This window comes from Bacillus sp. NPDC077027 (assembly GCF_050269555.1).
GTDB lineage: Bacteria > Bacillota > Bacilli > Bacillales > Bacillaceae > Bacillus.
The window spans coordinates 600,931-619,402 of the sequence record NZ_JBNNIO010000001.1; the positions used below are offsets into that span (position 1 = coordinate 600,931).

Sequence of the window (18,472 nt, forward strand, 5' to 3'; positions counted from 1 at the left end):
TGTAGAAATTTTGTTGAAAGCGAGTTGATCCTGATTGGATCTTTTATCAATAAAAAATCCAAAGTTTCTGAAGGGAATGTCAAATGCTGAATTAGAGGAGCTAAGTGCAGAAATCCGTACTTTTTTGATAGAATCACTTGCGGGCTCTGGTGGTCACATTGGACCGAACCTTGGTGTTGTTGAGCTCACACTTGCTCTTCATCAAGCATTTGATAGCCCTAAGGATAAATTTCTGTGGGATGTTGGACATCAGTCCTATGTCCACAAGTTATTGACTGGTAGAGGGCCTGAATTCGATACGCTCCGCCAATATAAAGGTTTATGCGGTTTTCCAAAACGAAATGAAAGTGAACATGATGCATGGGAGACAGGCCACAGTTCAACATCACTTTCGGGTGCGATGGGGATGGCAGCGGCTCGTGACATTAAAGGGACAGATGAATACATTGTTCCAGTCATTGGTGACGGTGCTTTAACTGGTGGTATGGCATTAGAAGCCCTGAACCACATTGGCGATGAAAAGAAAGATATGATCGTGATCTTAAATGATAATGAAATGAGTATAGCCCCAAATGTTGGAGCCATCCATACAATGCTTGGTAGACTCCGGACAGCGGGCAAATATCAATGGGTTAAAGACGAGCTAGAATATTTGTTTAAACGTATTCCAGCAGTTGGCGGAAAGCTTGCAGCAACAGCGGAACGAATTAAGGATAGCCTCAAATACTTACTCGTTTCGGGTATGTTCTTTGAAGAATTGGGATTCACGTATTTAGGTCCTGTAGACGGTCATTCTTTTGATGATCTATTTGAAAATCTAGAGTATGCAAAGAAAACAAAGGGGCCAGTACTACTTCATGTCATCACAAAAAAGGGCAAGGGCTACAAACCTGCTGAATCCGATAAAATTGGAACTTGGCATGGAACAGGTCCTTACAAAATTGATACAGGTGATTTTGTAAAACCAACAGCAGCGGCACCGTCTTGGAGTGGTCTTGTCAGTGAAACTGTCCGTAAGCTTGCAAGGGAAGACAAGAGAATCGTTGCCATTACACCAGCGATGCCTGTAGGTTCAAAGCTAGAAGGGTTTGCCAAAGAATTCCCTGAACGTATGTTTGACGTTGGAATTGCAGAGCAGCATGCCGCAACAATGGCAGCGGGGCTTGCCACGCAAGACATGAAGCCATTTTTGGCGATATATTCTACCTTCCTTCAGCGTGCCTATGATCAAGTATTACATGACATTTGCCGACAGAACTTGAATGTATTTATTGGTATTGATCGTGCAGGTCTTGTTGGAGCAGATGGAGAAACGCATCAAGGTGTATTTGATATTGCCTTTATGCGTCATATGCCAAACATGGTCTTAATGATGCCTAAGGATGAAAATGAAGGACAACATATGGTGAATACAGCTATTCAATATGATGATGGTCCAATTGCCATGCGCTTCCCGAGAGGCAATGGGCTTGGAGTGAAAATGGATGAACAGCTAAAGGCGATTCCGATTGGATCGTGGGAGGTTCTTCGTCCAGGGAAAGATGCTGTGATCCTAACGTTTGGAACAACAATTAAAATGGCGATGCAGGCAGCTGAAGAATTGCAAAAAGAAGGAAAATCAGTTCGTGTTATAAATGCGCGTTTTATCAAACCGCTTGATGAAAGCATGCTAACAGAAATCATTTCTGAAGGTATCCCAATTTTGACAATTGAAGAAGCTGTTCTCCAAGGTGGATTTGGAAGTGCCATTTTAGAATTTGTGCACGACCAAAAAGCTTCTCATTTAAAAGTTGAACGTATGGGAATTCCTGATAAATTTATTGAGCATGGCAGTGTTGATGCTTTGCTTGAAGAAATCGGTCTCACAAAGGCACAAGTATCTCAAAAATTGCGTGAGCTACTCCCAACAGCACCTAGAAAAGGAATTGGATCATGACTTCAAAGAAAGAAAGACTTGATGTTTTGTTAGTTGAAAAAGGACTAATGGAAACAAGAGAAAAAGCGAAGCGTGCCATTATGGCTGGCATCGTCTATTCAAATGAAAACCGTCTGGATAAACCAGGTGAAAAAATTAATCGAGACATGCCACTTACAGTGAAGGGCAACCCTCTAAAATATGTAAGCCGAGGCGGTCTAAAGCTTGAAAAAGCCTTAAAGGAATTTGAACTTACTGTAGCAGGAAAGCTACTGATTGATATCGGGTCTTCAACAGGTGGCTTTACGGATTGTGCACTTCAAAATGGAGCAGTGAGATCATATGCTGTCGATGTCGGCTATAATCAGCTTGCGTGGAAATTAAGACAGGATGAACGAGTGATCGTCATGGAGCGGACGAACTTCCGTCATTCTGTGCCTGCTGATTTTACAGAAGGCTTGCCTGAGGTCGCTTCAATTGATGTATCCTTTATATCATTGAAGCTCATATTGCCTGCACTTAAAGCCATTCTTGTACCGGGCGGTGACTGTATCGCACTTGTGAAGCCTCAATTTGAGGCTGGACGAGAATTGGTCGGTAAAAAGGGCATTGTGAGAGAGCCTGCTGTTCATTTAGGTGTATTAGAAGAAATGAATCAATTTGCTGCAAAGGAAGGTTACGATGTGAAAAATGTCTCGTTTTCCCCGATTACGGGTGGAGATGGAAACATTGAATTTTTACTTCACCTTCAGCTACTTCCAGACATACAAGAAGGTACAGCGCTTCCTGAATCAATACTAGAGAAAACAGTCCAAGAAGCACATCTTGTGCTCAAAGAAAAGAAAAACAAAGAGCTCACAGAGTGATCTAATGCATGGAATAATAGCACTCGCTATTATTCCTTTTTACATGGAAAAAAAGCAAGAATCGACAGTTTTTCTCGTTATGCTTGTATTTTTAAGTGTGAATCATATAACATAGAACGTACATGTAAGTTGAGAATATAAGGCGCTAGGGAGGTCTTTATGAATAAAGGTCAAAGGCACATTAAAATTAGAGAAATTATCGCAAGTCAGGATATTGAAACACAGGACGAATTAGTCGATATTTTAAAAGCAGATGGCTACAACATTACACAGGCAACTGTTTCAAGAGATATTAAGGAGCTTCATTTGGTCAAGGTTCCAACGAACAATGGCTCATATAAATACAGTCTCCCGGCTGATCAACGCTTTAATCCACTTTCTAAGCTAAAACGTGCCCTAATGGATGCATTTATTAAGATGGATGCAGCAAGCCACCTCATTGTGTTAAAAACAATGCCAGGTAATGCACAAGCCATTGGAGCCCTAATGGACAATTTAGATTGGGAAGAAATTATGGGGACGATTTGTGGGGACGATACAATTCTTATCATTTGTCGTGCACCAGAAGATACTGAGACTGTCTCTACAAAAATTCTAGAGCTCTTATAAGGTGAGCGGTTTTTCAAAAAGAGGTGTCAAATGAATGTTAGCAGAATTAACGATTAAAAATTTCGCCATCATTGAAGAGTTAACGGTTTCATTTGAAAAAGGTTTAACCGTTTTGACAGGGGAAACAGGTGCAGGGAAATCCATTATTATCGATGCAGTATCACTCCTTGTCGGCGGAAGAGGATCATCTGAGTTTGTGCGATATGGAGAGAAAAAAGCTGAACTAGAAGGTTTGTTTCTACTGCCAGATCATCACCCTGTATTTGAATTATGTCAGCAGCAAGGCATTGATGTATCAGATGAAATGATGATCTTAAGACGGGATATTAATATGAATGGGAAGAGTGTTTGTCGTGTGAACGGCAAGCTAGTCACCATTGCAACGCTTAGAGAAATTGGCCGACTGCTACTTGATATTCATGGCCAACATGACAATCAATTATTGATGGAAGATGAAAACCATCTTCACCTATTGGATCAATATGGAGCAGAAGAGATTGCACCTGCTCTGTTTGCTTATCGTGAAACTTACGATCAATATGTCAAAATTGCAAATAAATTAAAGCAGCTATCAGAAAATGAACAAGAGATGGTTCATCGTCTTGATTTGCTGCAATTTCAATTTGAAGAAATAGAAGCTGCTCAGCTAGAACCGAATGAAGATGAGCATCTCCAAGAAGAGCGGCATCAAATCAGTAACTTTGAGAAGATTTATGCATCACTTCAAAATGCATATAATGCCTTGAGAAACGAACAAAGCGGGCTTGATTGGGTTGGGATGGCGACTAGTGAACTTGAGCATGTTTCAGACATAAATGAGGATTTAAAAAAAGTATCTGAACAAGTGACTAATTCATACTACTTGTTAGAAGAATCAACTTTTCAAATGAGAAGCCTACTTGATAACTTGGAGTTTGACCCAGCACGCCTTGATTTTATTGAGTCAAGGCTAAATGAAATCAAGCAATTAAAAAGGAAATATGGGGCGACTGTCGAGGAAATCCTTGAATATGCGGCAAAGATTGAAGAAGAAATAGATCAAATTCAAAATAGAGATAGCCATTTACAAACGCTCAAGGACAAGTTAGACGAGGTCAGCCGTGATGCTTTACTCGAAGCAGTAAATGTTACTGAATTACGAAAAAAGTGGGCGAAGCAATTAGCAAAACAAATCCAACATGAATTAAAAGACTTGTACATGGATAAATCCACATTTGATACAGTCTTTTCTATTCGCCATGCACTTTCAACAAACAGCAATGGTCCGCTTTTAAACGGAAAGCCAGTTCAGCTTGGAAAAAACGGGATTGATCAAGCGCAATTCGTCATTTCTACGAATACAGGGGAGCCGATGAAGTCTTTATCGAAAGTCGCATCAGGCGGTGAGTTATCACGGGTCATGCTTGCTGTGAAAAGTATTTTTTCAGCTAAACAAGATGTGACCTCCATTATTTTTGATGAGGTTGATACAGGTGTAAGTGGACGTGTTGCACAAGCAATTGCCGAAAAAATTCATAAAGTGGCAAAGGGGTCGCAGGTGCTATGTATTACCCATTTGCCTCAGGTAGCAGCAATGGCAGATACCCATTTGTTCATTTCTAAACGCTCAAAGGATGGACGAACACTTACAAGTGTTAAATCGTTAAATCATCAGGAAAAAGTAAACGAAATTGGTCGTATGATTGCAGGTGTTGAGGTGACAGAGCTAACAAAGCAACATGCGAAAGAATTGTTGAATCAAGCAAATGATGTCAAATTGACAGGGTAGCTGGAACTTATCAGCTATCTTTTTTATAATGGCTGATTTTCATTAAATATACCCAGATTGATCGCTTTTTCTTTTATCAATTTATCCAATCATTTTCTACTCGACTCGGTTATAAATCCTTCGTTAGAAGGCAAAAGTAAAGATGTAACCGAAACAAACCATTGTTTCTGGTGTGGGTTAGGAGCGAGGAGAGTGAAAAATGAATGCCTGAAAAAATGAGAAAAGCCATTGGTGTTATTCTCCTTGTTTCTTTAATAAGTACAGGGTTTATGAGCTTTGTGAAGCAATATATCAGCATCCCAACTGCAATAACTGTCTTTGAAAAGCAAGAACAAACAATTGAAACATCCCTTGAGGCAACAGCAAATGTCTCCTCACATGCCTTTCAAATGTCCACAAAACAAGATCAACAGAAACTGAAGGGACAAAAGGCAGGGAAAGCCGAAATTGTATATGATTTTAAAGGATTCCCCATTAAAAAGACAAAAGTTGACGTTCTTCCTGAACTCAAAGTCATCCCTGGCGGACAATCAATTGGGGTTAAATTACACTCTGTCGGTGTGCTCGTAGTAGGATTTCATCAAATCACTACGTCAAATGGGAAGAAATCACCAGGCGAAGCAGCTGGCATTCAGCCGGGAGATATGATCTTACAAATCAATGGAAAAAAGATGGAGGAAATGAATGACCTCACCCCTTTTATTCAAAAAGCAGGAAAAACAGGGGAAACCCTAGAGCTGCTTTTAAAAAGGGATAGCAAAACCTTTCAAACAACGTTAACACCAGCGAAGGACGCCCAAGAAGGTATCTATCGCATTGGCCTTTATATACGTGACTCAGCTGCAGGAATTGGCACAATGACGTTTTTTGAACCAAAATCGAAAAAATATGGGGCGCTTGGTCATGTGATTTCAGACATGGATACAAAAAAACCAATCGTCGTCGATAATGGCGAAATTGTCAGATCGACCGTGACATCAATTGAAAAAGGGACAGGTGGCAATCCTGGTGAAAAACTAGCTCGTTTCTCATCAGAACGAAAAACGATTGGTGATATTTCGCGAAACAGTCCATTCGGTATATTTGGTAAGTTAACCGAAAAACTTGAAAACAATATATTAGACAAAGCATTACCTGTTGCATTATCAAATGAGGTAAAAGAAGGACCAGCAGAAATTTTAACCGTCGTTAACCATGACAAAGTGGAGAAATTCAATATTAAAATTGTCAGTACCACACCGCAAAAGTTTCCTGCAACAAAAGGAATGGTACTTAAGGTAACAGATGAGCGACTCTTAAATAAAACGGGCGGTATCGTACAAGGAATGAGTGGAAGTCCGATTATTCAAAATGGCAAAATCATTGGAGCTGTAACTCATGTATTCGTCAATGATCCCACAAGTGGATACGGGGTGCACATTGAATGGATGTTATCTGAAGCAGGAATCGAATTATATCAAAAGAATAAGAAAGCGAGTTAATGAAAACTGCCTGCATCATTCGGCAGTTTTTTTCTACCCTTTCATTCTGAGCAATCGTGTTATAAAATAAGGAAAAAGAGATTTTTCGACAAAATGAAAAGACAATTTTTGTCAACTTGCATATATCGTCGAATTTATAAGAAAAACGTAGAAAAAACAAGATAATGCTCTATTATTCGGAAAATTAAAGTTTTTTAAAGGGGATAGAATGCTTTTGTCGAATTGAACAGTCAGAAACAGATTGTGAAAGAAAAAGGAAACGACATTGGGGAGGAAAGAACGTGGAGAAAATTAAAGTGTGTGTAGCTGATGACAATCGTGAACTTGTGGGTCTTTTGACAGAATATATTGAAGGACAAGAAGATATGGAAGTGCTTGGTGTAGCCTATAATGGGCAGGAATGTTTGACATTATTGAAAGATAAGCAGCCTGACGTTCTCCTCCTAGATATTATTATGCCTCACCTGGATGGTCTTGCTGTTTTAGAAAGACTGCGTGAATCTGACATGGGAAAACAGCCGAGTGTCATCATGCTGACTGCTTTTGGACAAGAGGATGTCACAAAAAAAGCAGTGGATCTAGGTGCATCATATTTTATTCTAAAACCATTTGATATGGAGAACCTCGTCGGTCATATACGTCAAGTCAGTGGAAACGGCACACAAATCACACATCGTTCTTCATCTATCCAAAACAGTGTACTAAGAAATAAACCTGAACCAAAACGAAAAAATCTTGATGCCAGTATTACGAGTATCATTCATGAAATAGGAGTTCCTGCACATATTAAAGGGTATTTGTACTTAAGAGAAGCCATATCCATGGTGTATAATGACATCGAGTTGCTAGGGAGTATTACAAAAGTGCTGTACCCAGATATTGCGAAGAAATTTAATACAACAGCAAGCAGAGTGGAAAGAGCGATTCGTCATGCCATTGAAGTGGCTTGGAGCAGAGGGAATATTGATTCCATATCTTCACTCTTTGGTTACACTGTTAGCATGACAAAAGCCAAACCAACTAACTCTGAATTTATTGCAATGGTTGCTGACCGCCTGCGCCTTGAGCATAGAGCGAGTTAACATCCCGTTTTCTTAAAAACGCTTCTCTTATTAGGAAGCGTTTTTTATTTTGACACTAAGAATGCCTTTCTGACAGATTTTTTAGATAGAATACACTAAGTAAAATTGTTTGAACAAGTGATAGACTGCCCTCATTTTGTATCCATGAGAAAATGAAAAATAAAGCATATAAAGCATGAAGGCAAACATGCATTCATAAAGTAATGGTAATCAGCTACGTAAATCAAATCAGGGTTTTACCATGATGAGTAGAAAGAAGAGAGGAAAAGGACTTATCTAATTGGAAAAATAAACAAATGAGACCGAAAGTTCTATTTCTAAATACCTGATTGATAGAGTTTTAAAGTCACTGGCACCCTAGAGGTTGTGCCATTTGAACTGAATATTCCCATTGTCGAATTTAATAATTTTCACATTCTTTTACTATGCTATAATAATGAAAAGAAGAGGGTGAGGTTATGGGAAAGCTGAAGATCCACTCTGCTGAGGTAGCGAATGAAATTAGCAAGTGGACGAAGGTCATTTCACAGAATGACTTAGAGAAATCTACAATGTATAAAGATAAAATTCAGAATTTGCTAAAAAATACAGATGAAGATAGAGAAGTTTTGCTCTATTATCGATTAGTTGATGGTAGGCATGAAATGCTTCTTGGAAATATTGAAAAAGCCAATCAAATGATGAAAAGTGTCGGAACGCTGGATGAAAAAGCTGATGACATTATCAATTTTTATTTTTACTTTTATAAAGGGCAGTATGCGGCATATATTAAAAAATATGATGAAGCCATCAGCTTTTATAAAATTGCAGAACAACGTTTAAAACGAGTGAACGAAGACTTAGAAGTAGGTACGTTCCATCATAAAGTCGCTTCGGTCTATTATGAATTAAAACAGAATTTTATCTCCATTAATCATATTAAAAAAGCAATCGATACCTTTAAAGCACATGAGGAATATACAGCACAAGCCATTGACAGCCTCATTTTACATGCGAGCAATTGTATTGACTTGTTCCAATTCGAAGAAGCAGAATCGAAATATCTCGAAGCTTTAGAGAAGAGTAAACGCATAAATAATGAAGTGTTAATTGGGAAATGCTATCATAATTTATCTGTTCTTTATTATGCAAAGCCTGATTATCAAAAATGCATTACTTATGCTAAAAAAGGCATCGGCATTCAGATACATCGTGAAAATAGTCATTATTATATTCAGTCTTTATATGTATTGGCAAATGCGATGGTTCACCTACAGTTAAGTGAAGCGAGAGAGCAGATCGAAAAAGGGCTCTCCTACAGCAAAAACATCCAAAATAATGAATATATAGTAAAATTTGAAATTTTGGAGCTGATGTGCGACAATAGTGACGCGGCAGATGTATTCTCTGAAAAATTAGACTACATAGAAAAAAACAAATTATATGTAGAGCTTGAGGATCTGTCTGAACTCATATCGAAATATTTCAAGGAACGAGACGATTACCAAAATGCCATTCGCTTCCTCGAAAAGAAGTTCAATGCACAAATACTTCAAAAGAAAGTGGAGGTTATTCTATGAAAAAGTTGTTGTTAGGTGTAACAATCGTTACAGCAGTCGCAGTTGTTTCTTCCCTTTTTGCTCTTGACGCAGAGACGACAGAGCAAGCCATTAGAGCGATTACATGATCAGAATACGCTCAAATGTAACCTCTTCTGTCTGGTAGGAGAGGTTTTTTTGTATGCCTTCAAGCTGGAAAAAAAGGTCTAGACACGTCATAATAGAAGCAAGGATCACGTAAAGAGGTGACATATGACGAAAATTTTTGCACATAGAGGCTTTAAAGGAGCTTACCCGGAAAATACGATGATTGCTTTTGAAAAAGCAATCACATCAGGGGCGGATGGTGTTGAACTGGATGTTCAGCTGACGAAGGATGGAAAACTTGCTGTCATTCATGATGAAAAACTCAATCGCACAACGAATTTAAAAGGGTTTGTTAAAGACTTTACATACAAAGAATTAAAGCAAGCGGATGCTAGTCACGCCTTTTATGAGAAAACAGGAGCTGTTGCCATTCCGTTATTAGAGGATGTGTTGGAGCTTTTAAAGGCAAAAACCTCACTTATTATCAATATAGAGCTGAAAAATTCTATACTTCGATATAAAGGCATTGAAGAGAAAGTCATTCAACAAATTGAAGATTTCCAAATTGAAGAGCGAGTTCTCGTGTCTTCATTTCATCATGGAAGTCTTGCTTACTTTCACACGCTTAAGCCTGAGATTGAACTAAGCGTTCTAACGATGGATGTTCTTCATAAGCCTGAGACATACATTAGCATGGTACCTGCAAAAGGATATCACCCTTATATCAAAGGAGCAGGCGTGACAAAAGAGCTGGTTTCTACATTGCACCAAAACAATCAAGTCATCAGACCATTTACGGTGAACAGTGAAAAACAAATAAAGGACATGTTATCTTTGAATGTGGACGGGATCTTTACAGATTTTCCAGACCGTGCTGCTGACATAAAAAAAGAAATGGAATAAAAGAGACCTGCAGATTAATGCAGGTCTTTTTTGACAGTTTTTTTTTGTCTAAAACGGTTTGAGACTTTGTTTCGTTTGCGATCCCTATATAAAATAAATCCAGCGACAACATACAGACCAGCAGATAAAAAGAATAATCCTGCAATTCCTTGCAGCCATAAAAATGGGAAAGGTGCAATGATGACACCGAAAACTGTATCACGAAGCAGTTTGATGCCAAGTGCAGCAAAGGCACCAGGTATTAAGATAATCAACAAAGCAAGCAATCTTTCCATGAAAAGTCCCCTTATACATCATTTACTTCCATTGTCTAATTCAAAAAATATTTTGTCAAGAAAGGAAAACGTGGTAATATAGGAGTTGTGCAATTTTTTGCAACGGAAAATAATGGTGTGCAAAATTTTTCATATAAAGGGGTAAAGGGATGCAAAGAGTCTTGATTGTCGGTGCAGGGCAGGGTGGGTCAGCACTGCTACAAACATTGCTGAAAACGAATATGATTCAGATTGTTGCAATCGCCGATCTAGATATTCATGCACCAGGTATGATAGTGGCGAAAAATAACGGAATTGAGACATCAACAGATTGGAAAGAATACATAAAAGATGACATCGATATCATCATTGAGACAACGGGAGATTCAGCCGTTTTAAAAAAGATGATGAAAGAAAAAACAGAACATACGGTCATTGTACCGAGTTCAATGGGGTATGTCATTTCTCAATTGATGGAAGAAAAACAACAGCTCATCCAAATGCTGAAAGAACAAACATATAAACATGACCGAATATTTAATGCAACCAATGACGGAATGATTTTTATTAACATGGAAGAACGAATCGTGTTATTTAATCGCTCAGCAGAAAAAATGGTCGGGCGATCGAGAAAAGATGCCATCGGAAGACGCATTCAAGAGGTCATTCCAAATACAAAGCTTCCTGACATATTAAAAACGCGAGAGCCTGAATTTAATCAAAAACAATTTTTAAATACAAAGATACAAATTGTCACAACGCGACTACCGATCATTGATGATGCGGGGACATTGCTTGGTGCATTGTCTATTTTTAAGGATATCACTGACGCAGTTGAGCTTGCGGAGGAAGTCACGAACTTAAAAGAAGTTCGAACGATGCTAGAAGCCATTATACAATCTTCTGATGAAGCGATTTCTGTCGTGGACGAAAAAGGGAAGGGAATCTTGATTAATCGGGCTTATACAAAAATGACGGGTCTTACGGATAAAGAAGTCGTAGGAAAACCTGCAGGCGCAGATATATCAGAGGGCGAAAGCATGCACCTCAAAGTACTTGAAACAAGAAGGCCGGTCAGAGGTGCGAGGATGAAGGTCGGACCGAATAAAAAAGATGTTGTTGTCAATGTTGCCCCTGTCATTGTGGATGGCATCCTTAAAGGCAGTGTCGGAGTCATTCATGATGTATCTGAGATTCAATCGCTAACACAAGAATTAAACAAAGCGAGACAGCTCATTCGAACACTTGAAGCGAAATACACCTTCGAGGATATTATCGGCGAAAGCGAGCAAATGCTTGTGGCGCTTGAACAAGCAAAGCTTGGTGCGAAAACGCCCGCAACAATTTTACTTCGTGGTGAATCAGGGACTGGAAAGGAACTGTTTGCGCATGCAATTCATAATGAAAGTGATCGGAAATACAACCGTTTTGTAAGGGTGAATTGTGCAGCGCTTTCTGAATCTCTCCTAGAATCAGAACTGTTTGGATATGAGGAAGGGGCGTTCTCAGGTGCAAAGCGCGGTGGCAAAAAGGGTCTTTTTGAGGAAGCGAATCATGGCAGTATTTTTCTTGATGAGATCGGCGAAATGACACCTAGCACACAGGCAAAATTACTACGCGTGATGCAGGAGAAAGAAATTGTGAGAGTTGGCGGGACAAAGGCGATACAAGTAGACGTACGCGTGATCACAGCAACGAACGTTAATATAGAAAAGGCAATGTCGGAAGGGAAGTTCAGAGAGGATTTATATTACCGGATGAATCGCTATCCGATTTCAATCCCTCCGCTAAGACACCGCCTTGAGGACATTGACTCTTTAAGTAAACGGCTCATTCAAAAAATCAATCAAGATTATGGACGGAATGTAAAAGGTTTAACTGAAAAAGCACTGCTAAGATTGCGTTCGTATCAGTGGCCTGGCAATGTCAGAGAGCTTGAGAATGTATTAGGACGAGCTATGATCTTTTTGAATCCTCAGGAAGAATGGATAGATGACGCGCATATTTCCTTTATGGATGTGGAGAAACATCAAGAAGGAGAAAAAGATACACTTTCGACTAATCAATACGAAGGAGAAACGTTGTCTAATGCCGTTGAAGCCTTTGAAGCGCAATTAATTAAACGAACACTTGAAACCCATCAATTCAACCGTACCAAAACGGCAAAAACGTTAGGGATTAGCATCCGTAACCTTTACTATAAAATGGATAAATATCATCTTGCAAAAGATAGCATGCAATAACATGCGTGCAACCTGCAAGAAATTGCATGATTATAGAGCTGGAAGTCCTTTGTATTCTGATTTTCAATGTTGGCACAGAAATTGCATAAGAAAAGAGGAATCGAGCAAAAGAAAGGTGGGCATGTATGAAGCTTGACGATCTAATTATCAAAGCCTCACAGCTTCAAAATAAAACAGCGGCTGTGGCTCATGCAGAAGATGAAGAAGTGCTTCATGCCATCAAAATGGCAATTGAACGAAAAGTCGCTCGTTTTTTGCTTGTAGGCAATAAACGAAACTTGCAGGAAATGGTCAAACAGCATGAAATAAATGAAAGCTGGATAGACATTATTCATTCAGATTCACCAGAGGAATCTGCCAAAATTGCAGTTCAGGCAGTCAGTGAAAAGCATGCTGATATTTTGATGAAAGGGCATGTGACAACAGCGATTCTCTTAAAAGCGGTATTAAATAAAGAATATGGTCTCCGCACAGCAAACGTACTGTCACATGTTGCAGTCTTTGAAGTGCCTCGGTTTGATCGATTTATTTATGTTACAGATTCAGCAATGAACATCTCACCTGATTTAAACATGTTAAAAGAAATCACAACCAATGCTGTTCATGTAGCACATGCAGTTGGAAATCCGCTTCCGAAAGTAGCTGTTTTATCTGCGGTAGAAATCGTAAATCCAGCGATGGATTCAAGCATAACGGCAGCTAGCCTTACCCAAATGAACAGAAGAGGTCAAATTTCAGGTTGTCTCGTAGACGGACCACTTGCGTTAGATAATGCGATTTCCCATACTGCCGCCACTCATAAAAATGTAACAGGCGATGTGGCAGGAGAAGCGGATATTTTGCTTGTTCCTACAATTGAGGCAGGCAACATTTTATACAAATCCCTGATTTACTTTGCTCAAGCAAAGGTCGGTGCAATTATCGCTGGAGCGAAAGCGCCAATTGCTTTAACAAGTAGATCAGACTCAGCAGAAAGCAAGCTTTACTCAATTGCTCTTGCCATCTGCACGTCAAATTAAGCTTACTTATAGGAGGATGTAAACAATGGAACTTTTTAAATATATGGAAAGATACGATTATGAACAGCTTGTTTTTTGCCAAGATAAACAGTCAGGACTAAAGGCGATCATTGCCATTCACGATACAACGCTTGGGCCAGCACTAGGTGGTACAAGAATGTGGACATATGAAAATGAGGAAGCGGCGATTGAAGATGCACTTCGATTAGCAAGAGGGATGACCTATAAAAACGCAGCAGCTGGTCTGAATCTTGGGGGCGGAAAAACGGTGATCATTGGTGACCCTCGAAAAGATAAAAATGAAGAGATGTTCCGTGCATTTGGTCGTTATATCCAAGGGCTAAATGGTCGTTATATTACTGCAGAAGATGTTGGTACAACGGTTGAAGATATGGATTTAATTCATGAGGAAACTGATTTTGTAACAGGTATTTCACCTGCCTTCGGTTCTTCAGGTAATCCTTCACCAGTGACTGCTTACGGTGTATATAAAGGCATGAAGGCAGCGGCAAAGGCTGCATTTGGTACCGATTCTCTTGAAGGTAAAACAATTGCTGTTCAAGGCGTTGGAAATGTAGCATACAACCTATGTAAACATCTTCATGAAGAAGGCGCACAGCTGATTGTGACAGATATCAATAAACAATCTGTTCAGCGTGCGGTTGAAGATTTTGGTGCGAAAGCAGTAGATCCTGATGATATTTATGAACAAGATTGTGATATTTATGCGCCATGTGCACTTGGGGCAACCATTAATGACATAACCATCCCAAAATTAAAAGCAAAAGTGATTGCAGGGGCAGCAAATAACCAGCTGAGAGAAACACATCATGGTGATTTGATTCATGAAATGGGCATTGTCTATGCACCAGATTACGTCATCAATGCTGGTGGTGTCATTAATGTTGCAGATGAGCTTTATGGATATAATGCTGATCGTGCGATGAAAAAGGTTGAAGGGATTTATAGCAATATTGAACGCGTGATTGAAATCTCTAAACGTGACGCCATTCCAACGTATAAAGCAGCAGACCGTTTAGCTGAAGAACGTATTGAAAGAATGCGTCAGTCTAGAAGTCAATTCTTACAAAACGGTCACCACATTTTAAGTCGCCGCTAATTGGATGAATGAGTTGAAACGGAGGTTTTGTTTTTGCAAACAAAAGAATGGCGTATTCTTACAATAAATCCAGGCTCTACATCAACGAAGATTGGTGTGTTTCATAGCGAACGTTCCATTTTTGAAACAACGCTTAGGCATACTGATGAAGAACTCAAACGTTTTGAACATATTATCGACCAATTCCCCTTTCGTAAGGAGAAAATCCTTGAAACGCTTCATGAACAAGGGATGAACATCTCAAAGTTTGATGCCGTCTGCGCGCGAGGCGGTCTTCTAAGACCGATTGAAGGTGGGACGTATGAGGTTAACGAGCAAATGGTTGAGGATTTGAAAAATGGTTACGCTGGGCAGCATGCTTCCAATTTAGGGGGAATCATTGCAAGAGAAATTGCTCTTGGGCTGAACATCCCCGCGTTTATCGTTGATCCTGTTGTTGTCGATGAGCTAAAGCCTATCGCAAGAATTTCAGGTCTACCGACTATTGAACGAAAAAGCATTTTCCACGCACTTAATCAAAAGGCAGTAGCAAGAAGAACAGCATCCTCCTTGGGCAAGCGTTATGAAGAACTAAACATGATCATTACCCATATGGGAGGCGGCATTACAATTGGTGTCCATGAAAAAGGGAAAGTGATTGATGTCAATAATGGGCTTCACGGAGAAGGGCCATTTAGTCCAGAGCGTGCAGGTACGATCCCAACCGGTGATCTTGTGAACCTTTGCTTTTCAGGAGAATTCACACAGGGTGAAATGCTAAAACGTATTATTGGAGAAGGTGGACTTGCAGGCTATTTAGGCACTACAGATGCAGTGAAGGTCGAAAAGATGATTGAAGATGGTGATGGCAGGGCAGCACTCATCTATGAAGCCATGTGCTATCAAATTGCGAAAGAGATAGGAGCTGCAAGTGCAATTCTAAAAGGATCTGTTGATGTCATTGTTTTAACAGGTGGGTTGGCATATAGCAAAAAAATCACGTCAAGTATCAGAAGCTATATTGATTGGATTTCTGATGTTGTCGTCTATCCAGGTGAAAATGAGCTGCAATCATTAGCAGATGGTGCGCTCCGCATTTTAAAAGAAGAAGAATTACCGAAAGATTATCCAAATGATGAAAGTAAGAAGAAAGGAGTGACAAGTCATGGCAACTGAATATGACCTCGTCATTCTTGGTGGAGGCACAGGCGGCTATGTAGCTGCCATCCGTGCCTCTCAACTTGGACTGAAAACAGCCGTTGTAGAAAAAGCAAAATTAGGTGGTACCTGTCTTCATAAAGGCTGTATTCCCTCAAAAGCTCTTTTAAGAAGTGCAGAAGTGTATCAAACGGTCAAACATGCTACCGATTTTGGAGTAGAAACAAGTGAAACGACATTGAAATTTGCAAACGTGCAAAAGCGAAAACAACAAATTGTCGACAAGCTTGCAGGTGGCGTTAAGCACTTAATGAAACAAGGGGAAATTGATGTGTATGAAGGTATTGGACGGATTTTAGGTCCATCTATCTTTTCACCGATGCCTGGAACAATATCTGTTGAAATGGCAAATGGTGAAGAAAATGAAATGCTCATCCCTAATCAAGTGTTGATTGCAACCGGTTCTAGACCACGCGTCTTACCTGGACTTGAAGCAGATGGTACACACATTTTAACGTCTGACGATGCACTTGAGCTTGAAGTCCTTCCAACTTCAATGTTGATTGTGGGTGGAGGAGTTATCGGTATTGAATGGGCATCAATGATGAACGACTTTGGTGTAAAGGTGACAGTTCTTGAATATTCAAATCGTATTTTACCGACAGAGGATGAAGACATTTCTAAAGAAATGGAAAAGCTTCTTTCGAAAAAGGGAATTACGATTGTCACAAATGCGAAAGTGCTTCCTGAAACAGTTCAAAAGCACAACGAACATGTGTCGATTCAAGCTGAAAAGGAATCTGAATTACAAACCTTTGAAGCAGAAAAGCTATTGCTATCGGTTGGACGCAAGCCGAACATTGAGGGAATTGGACTTGAGAATACAGATATTCAAACAGATCAAAACGGCATTTTTGTGAATGAATATTACCAAACGAAAGAATCACATATTTATGCAATTGGTGATGTCATCGGTGGGCTTCAACTTGCGCATGTGGCATCACATGAAGGCATTATTGCTGTTGAGCATATCGCTGGAAAACAGCCAAAGCCACTGGATGAGACACTTGTATCAAAATGTGTGTACTCACATCCTGAAACTGCTAGTGTAGGACTAACGGAAACAGTAGCTAAAGAACAAGGACATGAAGTAAAAATAGGCAAATTTCCTTTTGCGGCAATTGGAAAAGCGCTCGTGTTTGGAGAGTCAGATGGTTTTGTGAAAATCATCGCAGATCAACAAACAGATGATATTTTAGGTATTCATATGATTGGTCCACATGTGACAGATATGATATCTGAAGCTGGATTAGCCAAGGTGCTTGATGCGACGCCGTGGGAAGTGGGGCAAACCATTCATCCACATCCAACCTTGTCTGAGGCAATTGGAGAAGCAGCACTTGCCGTTGACGGAAAGGCAATCCATTTTTAATGTTCAAGGAGGGAACTGTGATGAGTAAAAAGCGTCATCAGGAATTAGGATTATCAGATGAACAAGCAATTGAAATGTATAAAACGATGCTTCTTGCAAGGAAAATTGATGAACGGATGTGGCTTCTCAACCGTTCTGGTAAAATCCCCTTTGTCATTTCTTGTCAAGGTCAGGAGGCGCAACAGGTCGGTGCCGCCTTTGCATTAGACCGAGAAAATGATTATGTATTGCCTTATTACCGTGACATGGGTGTTGTCCTTGCATTTGGAATGACAGCAAAAGATTTAATGATGTCTGGCTTTGCAAAAGAGGACGATCCAAGCTCTGGTGGAAGACAAATGCCTGGGCACTTTGGGCAAAAATCAAATCGCATTGTGACGGGGTCATCTCCTGTTACCACACAGGTTCCTCATGCGGTGGGAATTGCTCTTGCTGGCAGACTTGATCAAAAGAATTTCGTGAGCTTTGTGACATTTGGAGAAGGATCATCAAACCAAGGAGATTTCCATGAAGGGGCAAACTTTGCGGCAGTTCACAAATTGCCAGTTATATTTATGTGTGAAAATAACAAATATGCTATCTCTGTTCCTTATGACAAACAAGTGGCTTGTGAGCGCATTTCAGATCGAGCGATTGGTTACGGAATGCCTGGCGTGACAGTTGACGGAAATGACCTGCTTGAAGTGTATCAAGCAGTTAAAGAAGCAAGAGAAAGAGCAACCAAAGGCGAAGGACCAACGCTCATTGAAGCAATTTCCTATCGTTTTACAGCTCATTCAAGTGATGATGATGACTCTAGCTACAGAGAAAAAGAAGAAGTGCTGGAAGCAAAGAAAAAAGATCCGCTTGTCAAATATGAAACGTATCTTAAGGAAGCGGATGTCATGACAGATGAAATGCAAGAAGCCATCTTAAAAGAAGTCATGCACACAGTAAATGAAGCCACTGATGAAGCGGAAAATGCGGCATATGCAGATGCTGAAAGCGCGCTTCGTTATGTGTATGCGGAGTAAGGGGG

At 39.9% G+C, this 18,472-nt stretch carries 15 protein-coding genes; 14 read left to right on the forward strand and 1 reads right to left on the reverse strand.

Features of this window, described 5'->3' with window-relative positions; genetic code table 11:
* The first annotated feature begins 34 nt into the window (after nucleotides 1-34).
* From dxs to ACQKEZ_RS03335, 8 genes are all read left to right on the forward strand, one after another.
* Nucleotides 35-1,936 (forward strand): 1-deoxy-D-xylulose-5-phosphate synthase, encoded by a 1,902-nt coding sequence (gene dxs, locus ACQKEZ_RS03300; protein WP_427298761.1) that lies wholly within the window; start codon nucleotides 35-37, stop codon nucleotides 1,934-1,936.
* On the forward strand, nucleotides 1,933-2,781 hold the full coding sequence (locus tag ACQKEZ_RS03305) for a TlyA family RNA methyltransferase (protein WP_427298763.1): 849 nt from the start codon (nucleotides 1,933-1,935) through the stop codon (nucleotides 2,779-2,781). The genes dxs and ACQKEZ_RS03305 overlap by 4 nt, the downstream gene beginning before the upstream one ends.
* Nucleotides 2,782-2,940: 159 nt before the next feature.
* Nucleotides 2,941-3,390 (forward strand): transcriptional regulator AhrC/ArgR, encoded by a 450-nt coding sequence (ahrC, locus tag ACQKEZ_RS03310; RefSeq protein WP_427298765.1) that lies wholly within the window; start codon nucleotides 2,941-2,943, stop codon nucleotides 3,388-3,390.
* A 34-nt stretch (nucleotides 3,391-3,424) separates the two neighbouring features.
* Entirely contained in the window at nucleotides 3,425-5,158 is a 1,734-nt protein-coding gene (gene recN / locus ACQKEZ_RS03315; protein ID WP_427298767.1) for a DNA repair protein RecN, read from the forward strand.
* Nucleotides 5,159-5,361: 203 nt separating this feature from the next.
* Nucleotides 5,362-6,639, forward strand: coding sequence for a SpoIVB peptidase (spoIVB, locus tag ACQKEZ_RS03320; RefSeq protein ID WP_427298769.1), 1,278 nt, complete (start codon nucleotides 5,362-5,364; stop codon nucleotides 6,637-6,639).
* Between the two features lie 281 nt (nucleotides 6,640-6,920).
* Complete coding sequence (gene spo0A / locus ACQKEZ_RS03325; RefSeq protein WP_427298771.1) at nucleotides 6,921-7,721, forward strand: sporulation transcription factor Spo0A; 801 nt, start codon at nucleotides 6,921-6,923, stop codon at nucleotides 7,719-7,721.
* A gap of 458 nt (nucleotides 7,722-8,179) precedes the next feature.
* Complete coding sequence (locus ACQKEZ_RS03330; protein ID WP_427298773.1) at nucleotides 8,180-9,280, forward strand: Rap family tetratricopeptide repeat protein; 1,101 nt, start codon at nucleotides 8,180-8,182, stop codon at nucleotides 9,278-9,280.
* Nucleotides 9,281-9,511: 231 nt separating this feature from the next.
* On the forward strand, nucleotides 9,512-10,249 hold the full coding sequence (locus tag ACQKEZ_RS03335; protein WP_427298775.1) for a glycerophosphodiester phosphodiesterase: 738 nt from the start codon (nucleotides 9,512-9,514) through the stop codon (nucleotides 10,247-10,249).
* Between the two features lie 14 nt (nucleotides 10,250-10,263).
* Here the strand turns inward: ACQKEZ_RS03335 and ACQKEZ_RS03340 are convergent, their stop codons facing one another.
* The gene (locus ACQKEZ_RS03340) at nucleotides 10,264-10,524 is read right to left on the reverse strand and encodes a DUF2627 domain-containing protein (protein WP_427298777.1); all 261 of its coding nucleotides are present in this window, start codon (nucleotides 10,522-10,524) and stop codon (nucleotides 10,264-10,266) included.
* Nucleotides 10,525-10,673: 149 nt separating this feature from the next.
* On the opposite strand from ACQKEZ_RS03340, the gene ACQKEZ_RS03345 reads away from it, so the two are divergent.
* From ACQKEZ_RS03345 to ACQKEZ_RS03370, 6 genes are all read left to right on the forward strand, one after another.
* Nucleotides 10,674-12,746, forward strand: coding sequence for a sigma 54-interacting transcriptional regulator (locus ACQKEZ_RS03345; protein ID WP_427298779.1), 2,073 nt, complete (start codon nucleotides 10,674-10,676; stop codon nucleotides 12,744-12,746).
* A gap of 125 nt (nucleotides 12,747-12,871) precedes the next feature.
* Nucleotides 12,872-13,765 carry a phosphate butyryltransferase gene (yqiS, locus tag ACQKEZ_RS03350; protein WP_427298781.1) on the forward strand — a complete coding sequence of 298 codons (894 nt, stop codon included), beginning with the start codon at nucleotides 12,872-12,874 and terminating at the stop codon, nucleotides 13,763-13,765.
* A gap of 25 nt (nucleotides 13,766-13,790) precedes the next feature.
* Nucleotides 13,791-14,885 (forward strand): branched-chain amino acid dehydrogenase, encoded by a 1,095-nt coding sequence (gene bcd, locus ACQKEZ_RS03355; RefSeq protein WP_427298783.1) that lies wholly within the window; start codon nucleotides 13,791-13,793, stop codon nucleotides 14,883-14,885.
* A gap of 33 nt (nucleotides 14,886-14,918) precedes the next feature.
* The gene (gene buk, locus ACQKEZ_RS03360; protein ID WP_427298785.1) at nucleotides 14,919-16,040 is read left to right on the forward strand and encodes a butyrate kinase; all 1,122 of its coding nucleotides are present in this window, start codon (nucleotides 14,919-14,921) and stop codon (nucleotides 16,038-16,040) included.
* Nucleotides 16,030-17,454, forward strand: coding sequence for a dihydrolipoyl dehydrogenase (gene lpdA / locus ACQKEZ_RS03365; protein WP_427298787.1), 1,425 nt, complete (start codon nucleotides 16,030-16,032; stop codon nucleotides 17,452-17,454). The genes buk and lpdA overlap by 11 nt, the downstream gene beginning before the upstream one ends.
* A 20-nt stretch (nucleotides 17,455-17,474) precedes the next feature.
* Complete coding sequence (locus tag ACQKEZ_RS03370; protein ID WP_427298789.1) at nucleotides 17,475-18,467, forward strand: thiamine pyrophosphate-dependent dehydrogenase E1 component subunit alpha; 993 nt, start codon at nucleotides 17,475-17,477, stop codon at nucleotides 18,465-18,467.
* Nucleotides 18,468-18,472: the final 5 nt, after the last annotated feature.

Coding starts and splice junctions, on each gene's coding strand:
- ACQKEZ_RS03305 (WP_427298763.1), top strand. CDS start 1,933: ATGACTTCAAAGAAAGAAAGACTTGATGTTTTGTTAGTTGAAAAAGGA.
- ahrC (WP_427298765.1), top strand. CDS start 2,941: ATGAATAAAGGTCAAAGGCACATTAAAATTAGAGAAATTATCGCAAGT.
- recN (WP_427298767.1), top strand. CDS start 3,425: ATGTTAGCAGAATTAACGATTAAAAATTTCGCCATCATTGAAGAGTTA.
- spoIVB (WP_427298769.1), top strand. CDS start 5,362: ATGCCTGAAAAAATGAGAAAAGCCATTGGTGTTATTCTCCTTGTTTCT.
- ACQKEZ_RS03330 (WP_427298773.1), top strand. CDS start 8,180: ATGGGAAAGCTGAAGATCCACTCTGCTGAGGTAGCGAATGAAATTAGC.
- ACQKEZ_RS03335 (WP_427298775.1), top strand. CDS start 9,512: ATGACGAAAATTTTTGCACATAGAGGCTTTAAAGGAGCTTACCCGGAA.
- ACQKEZ_RS03340 (WP_427298777.1), bottom strand. CDS start 10,524: ATGGAAAGATTGCTTGCTTTGTTGATTATCTTAATACCTGGTGCCTTT.
- ACQKEZ_RS03345 (WP_427298779.1), top strand. CDS start 10,674: ATGCAAAGAGTCTTGATTGTCGGTGCAGGGCAGGGTGGGTCAGCACTG.
- yqiS (WP_427298781.1), top strand. CDS start 12,872: ATGAAGCTTGACGATCTAATTATCAAAGCCTCACAGCTTCAAAATAAA.
- bcd (WP_427298783.1), top strand. CDS start 13,791: ATGGAACTTTTTAAATATATGGAAAGATACGATTATGAACAGCTTGTT.
- lpdA (WP_427298787.1), top strand. CDS start 16,030: ATGGCAACTGAATATGACCTCGTCATTCTTGGTGGAGGCACAGGCGGC.
- ACQKEZ_RS03370 (WP_427298789.1), top strand. CDS start 17,475: ATGAGTAAAAAGCGTCATCAGGAATTAGGATTATCAGATGAACAAGCA.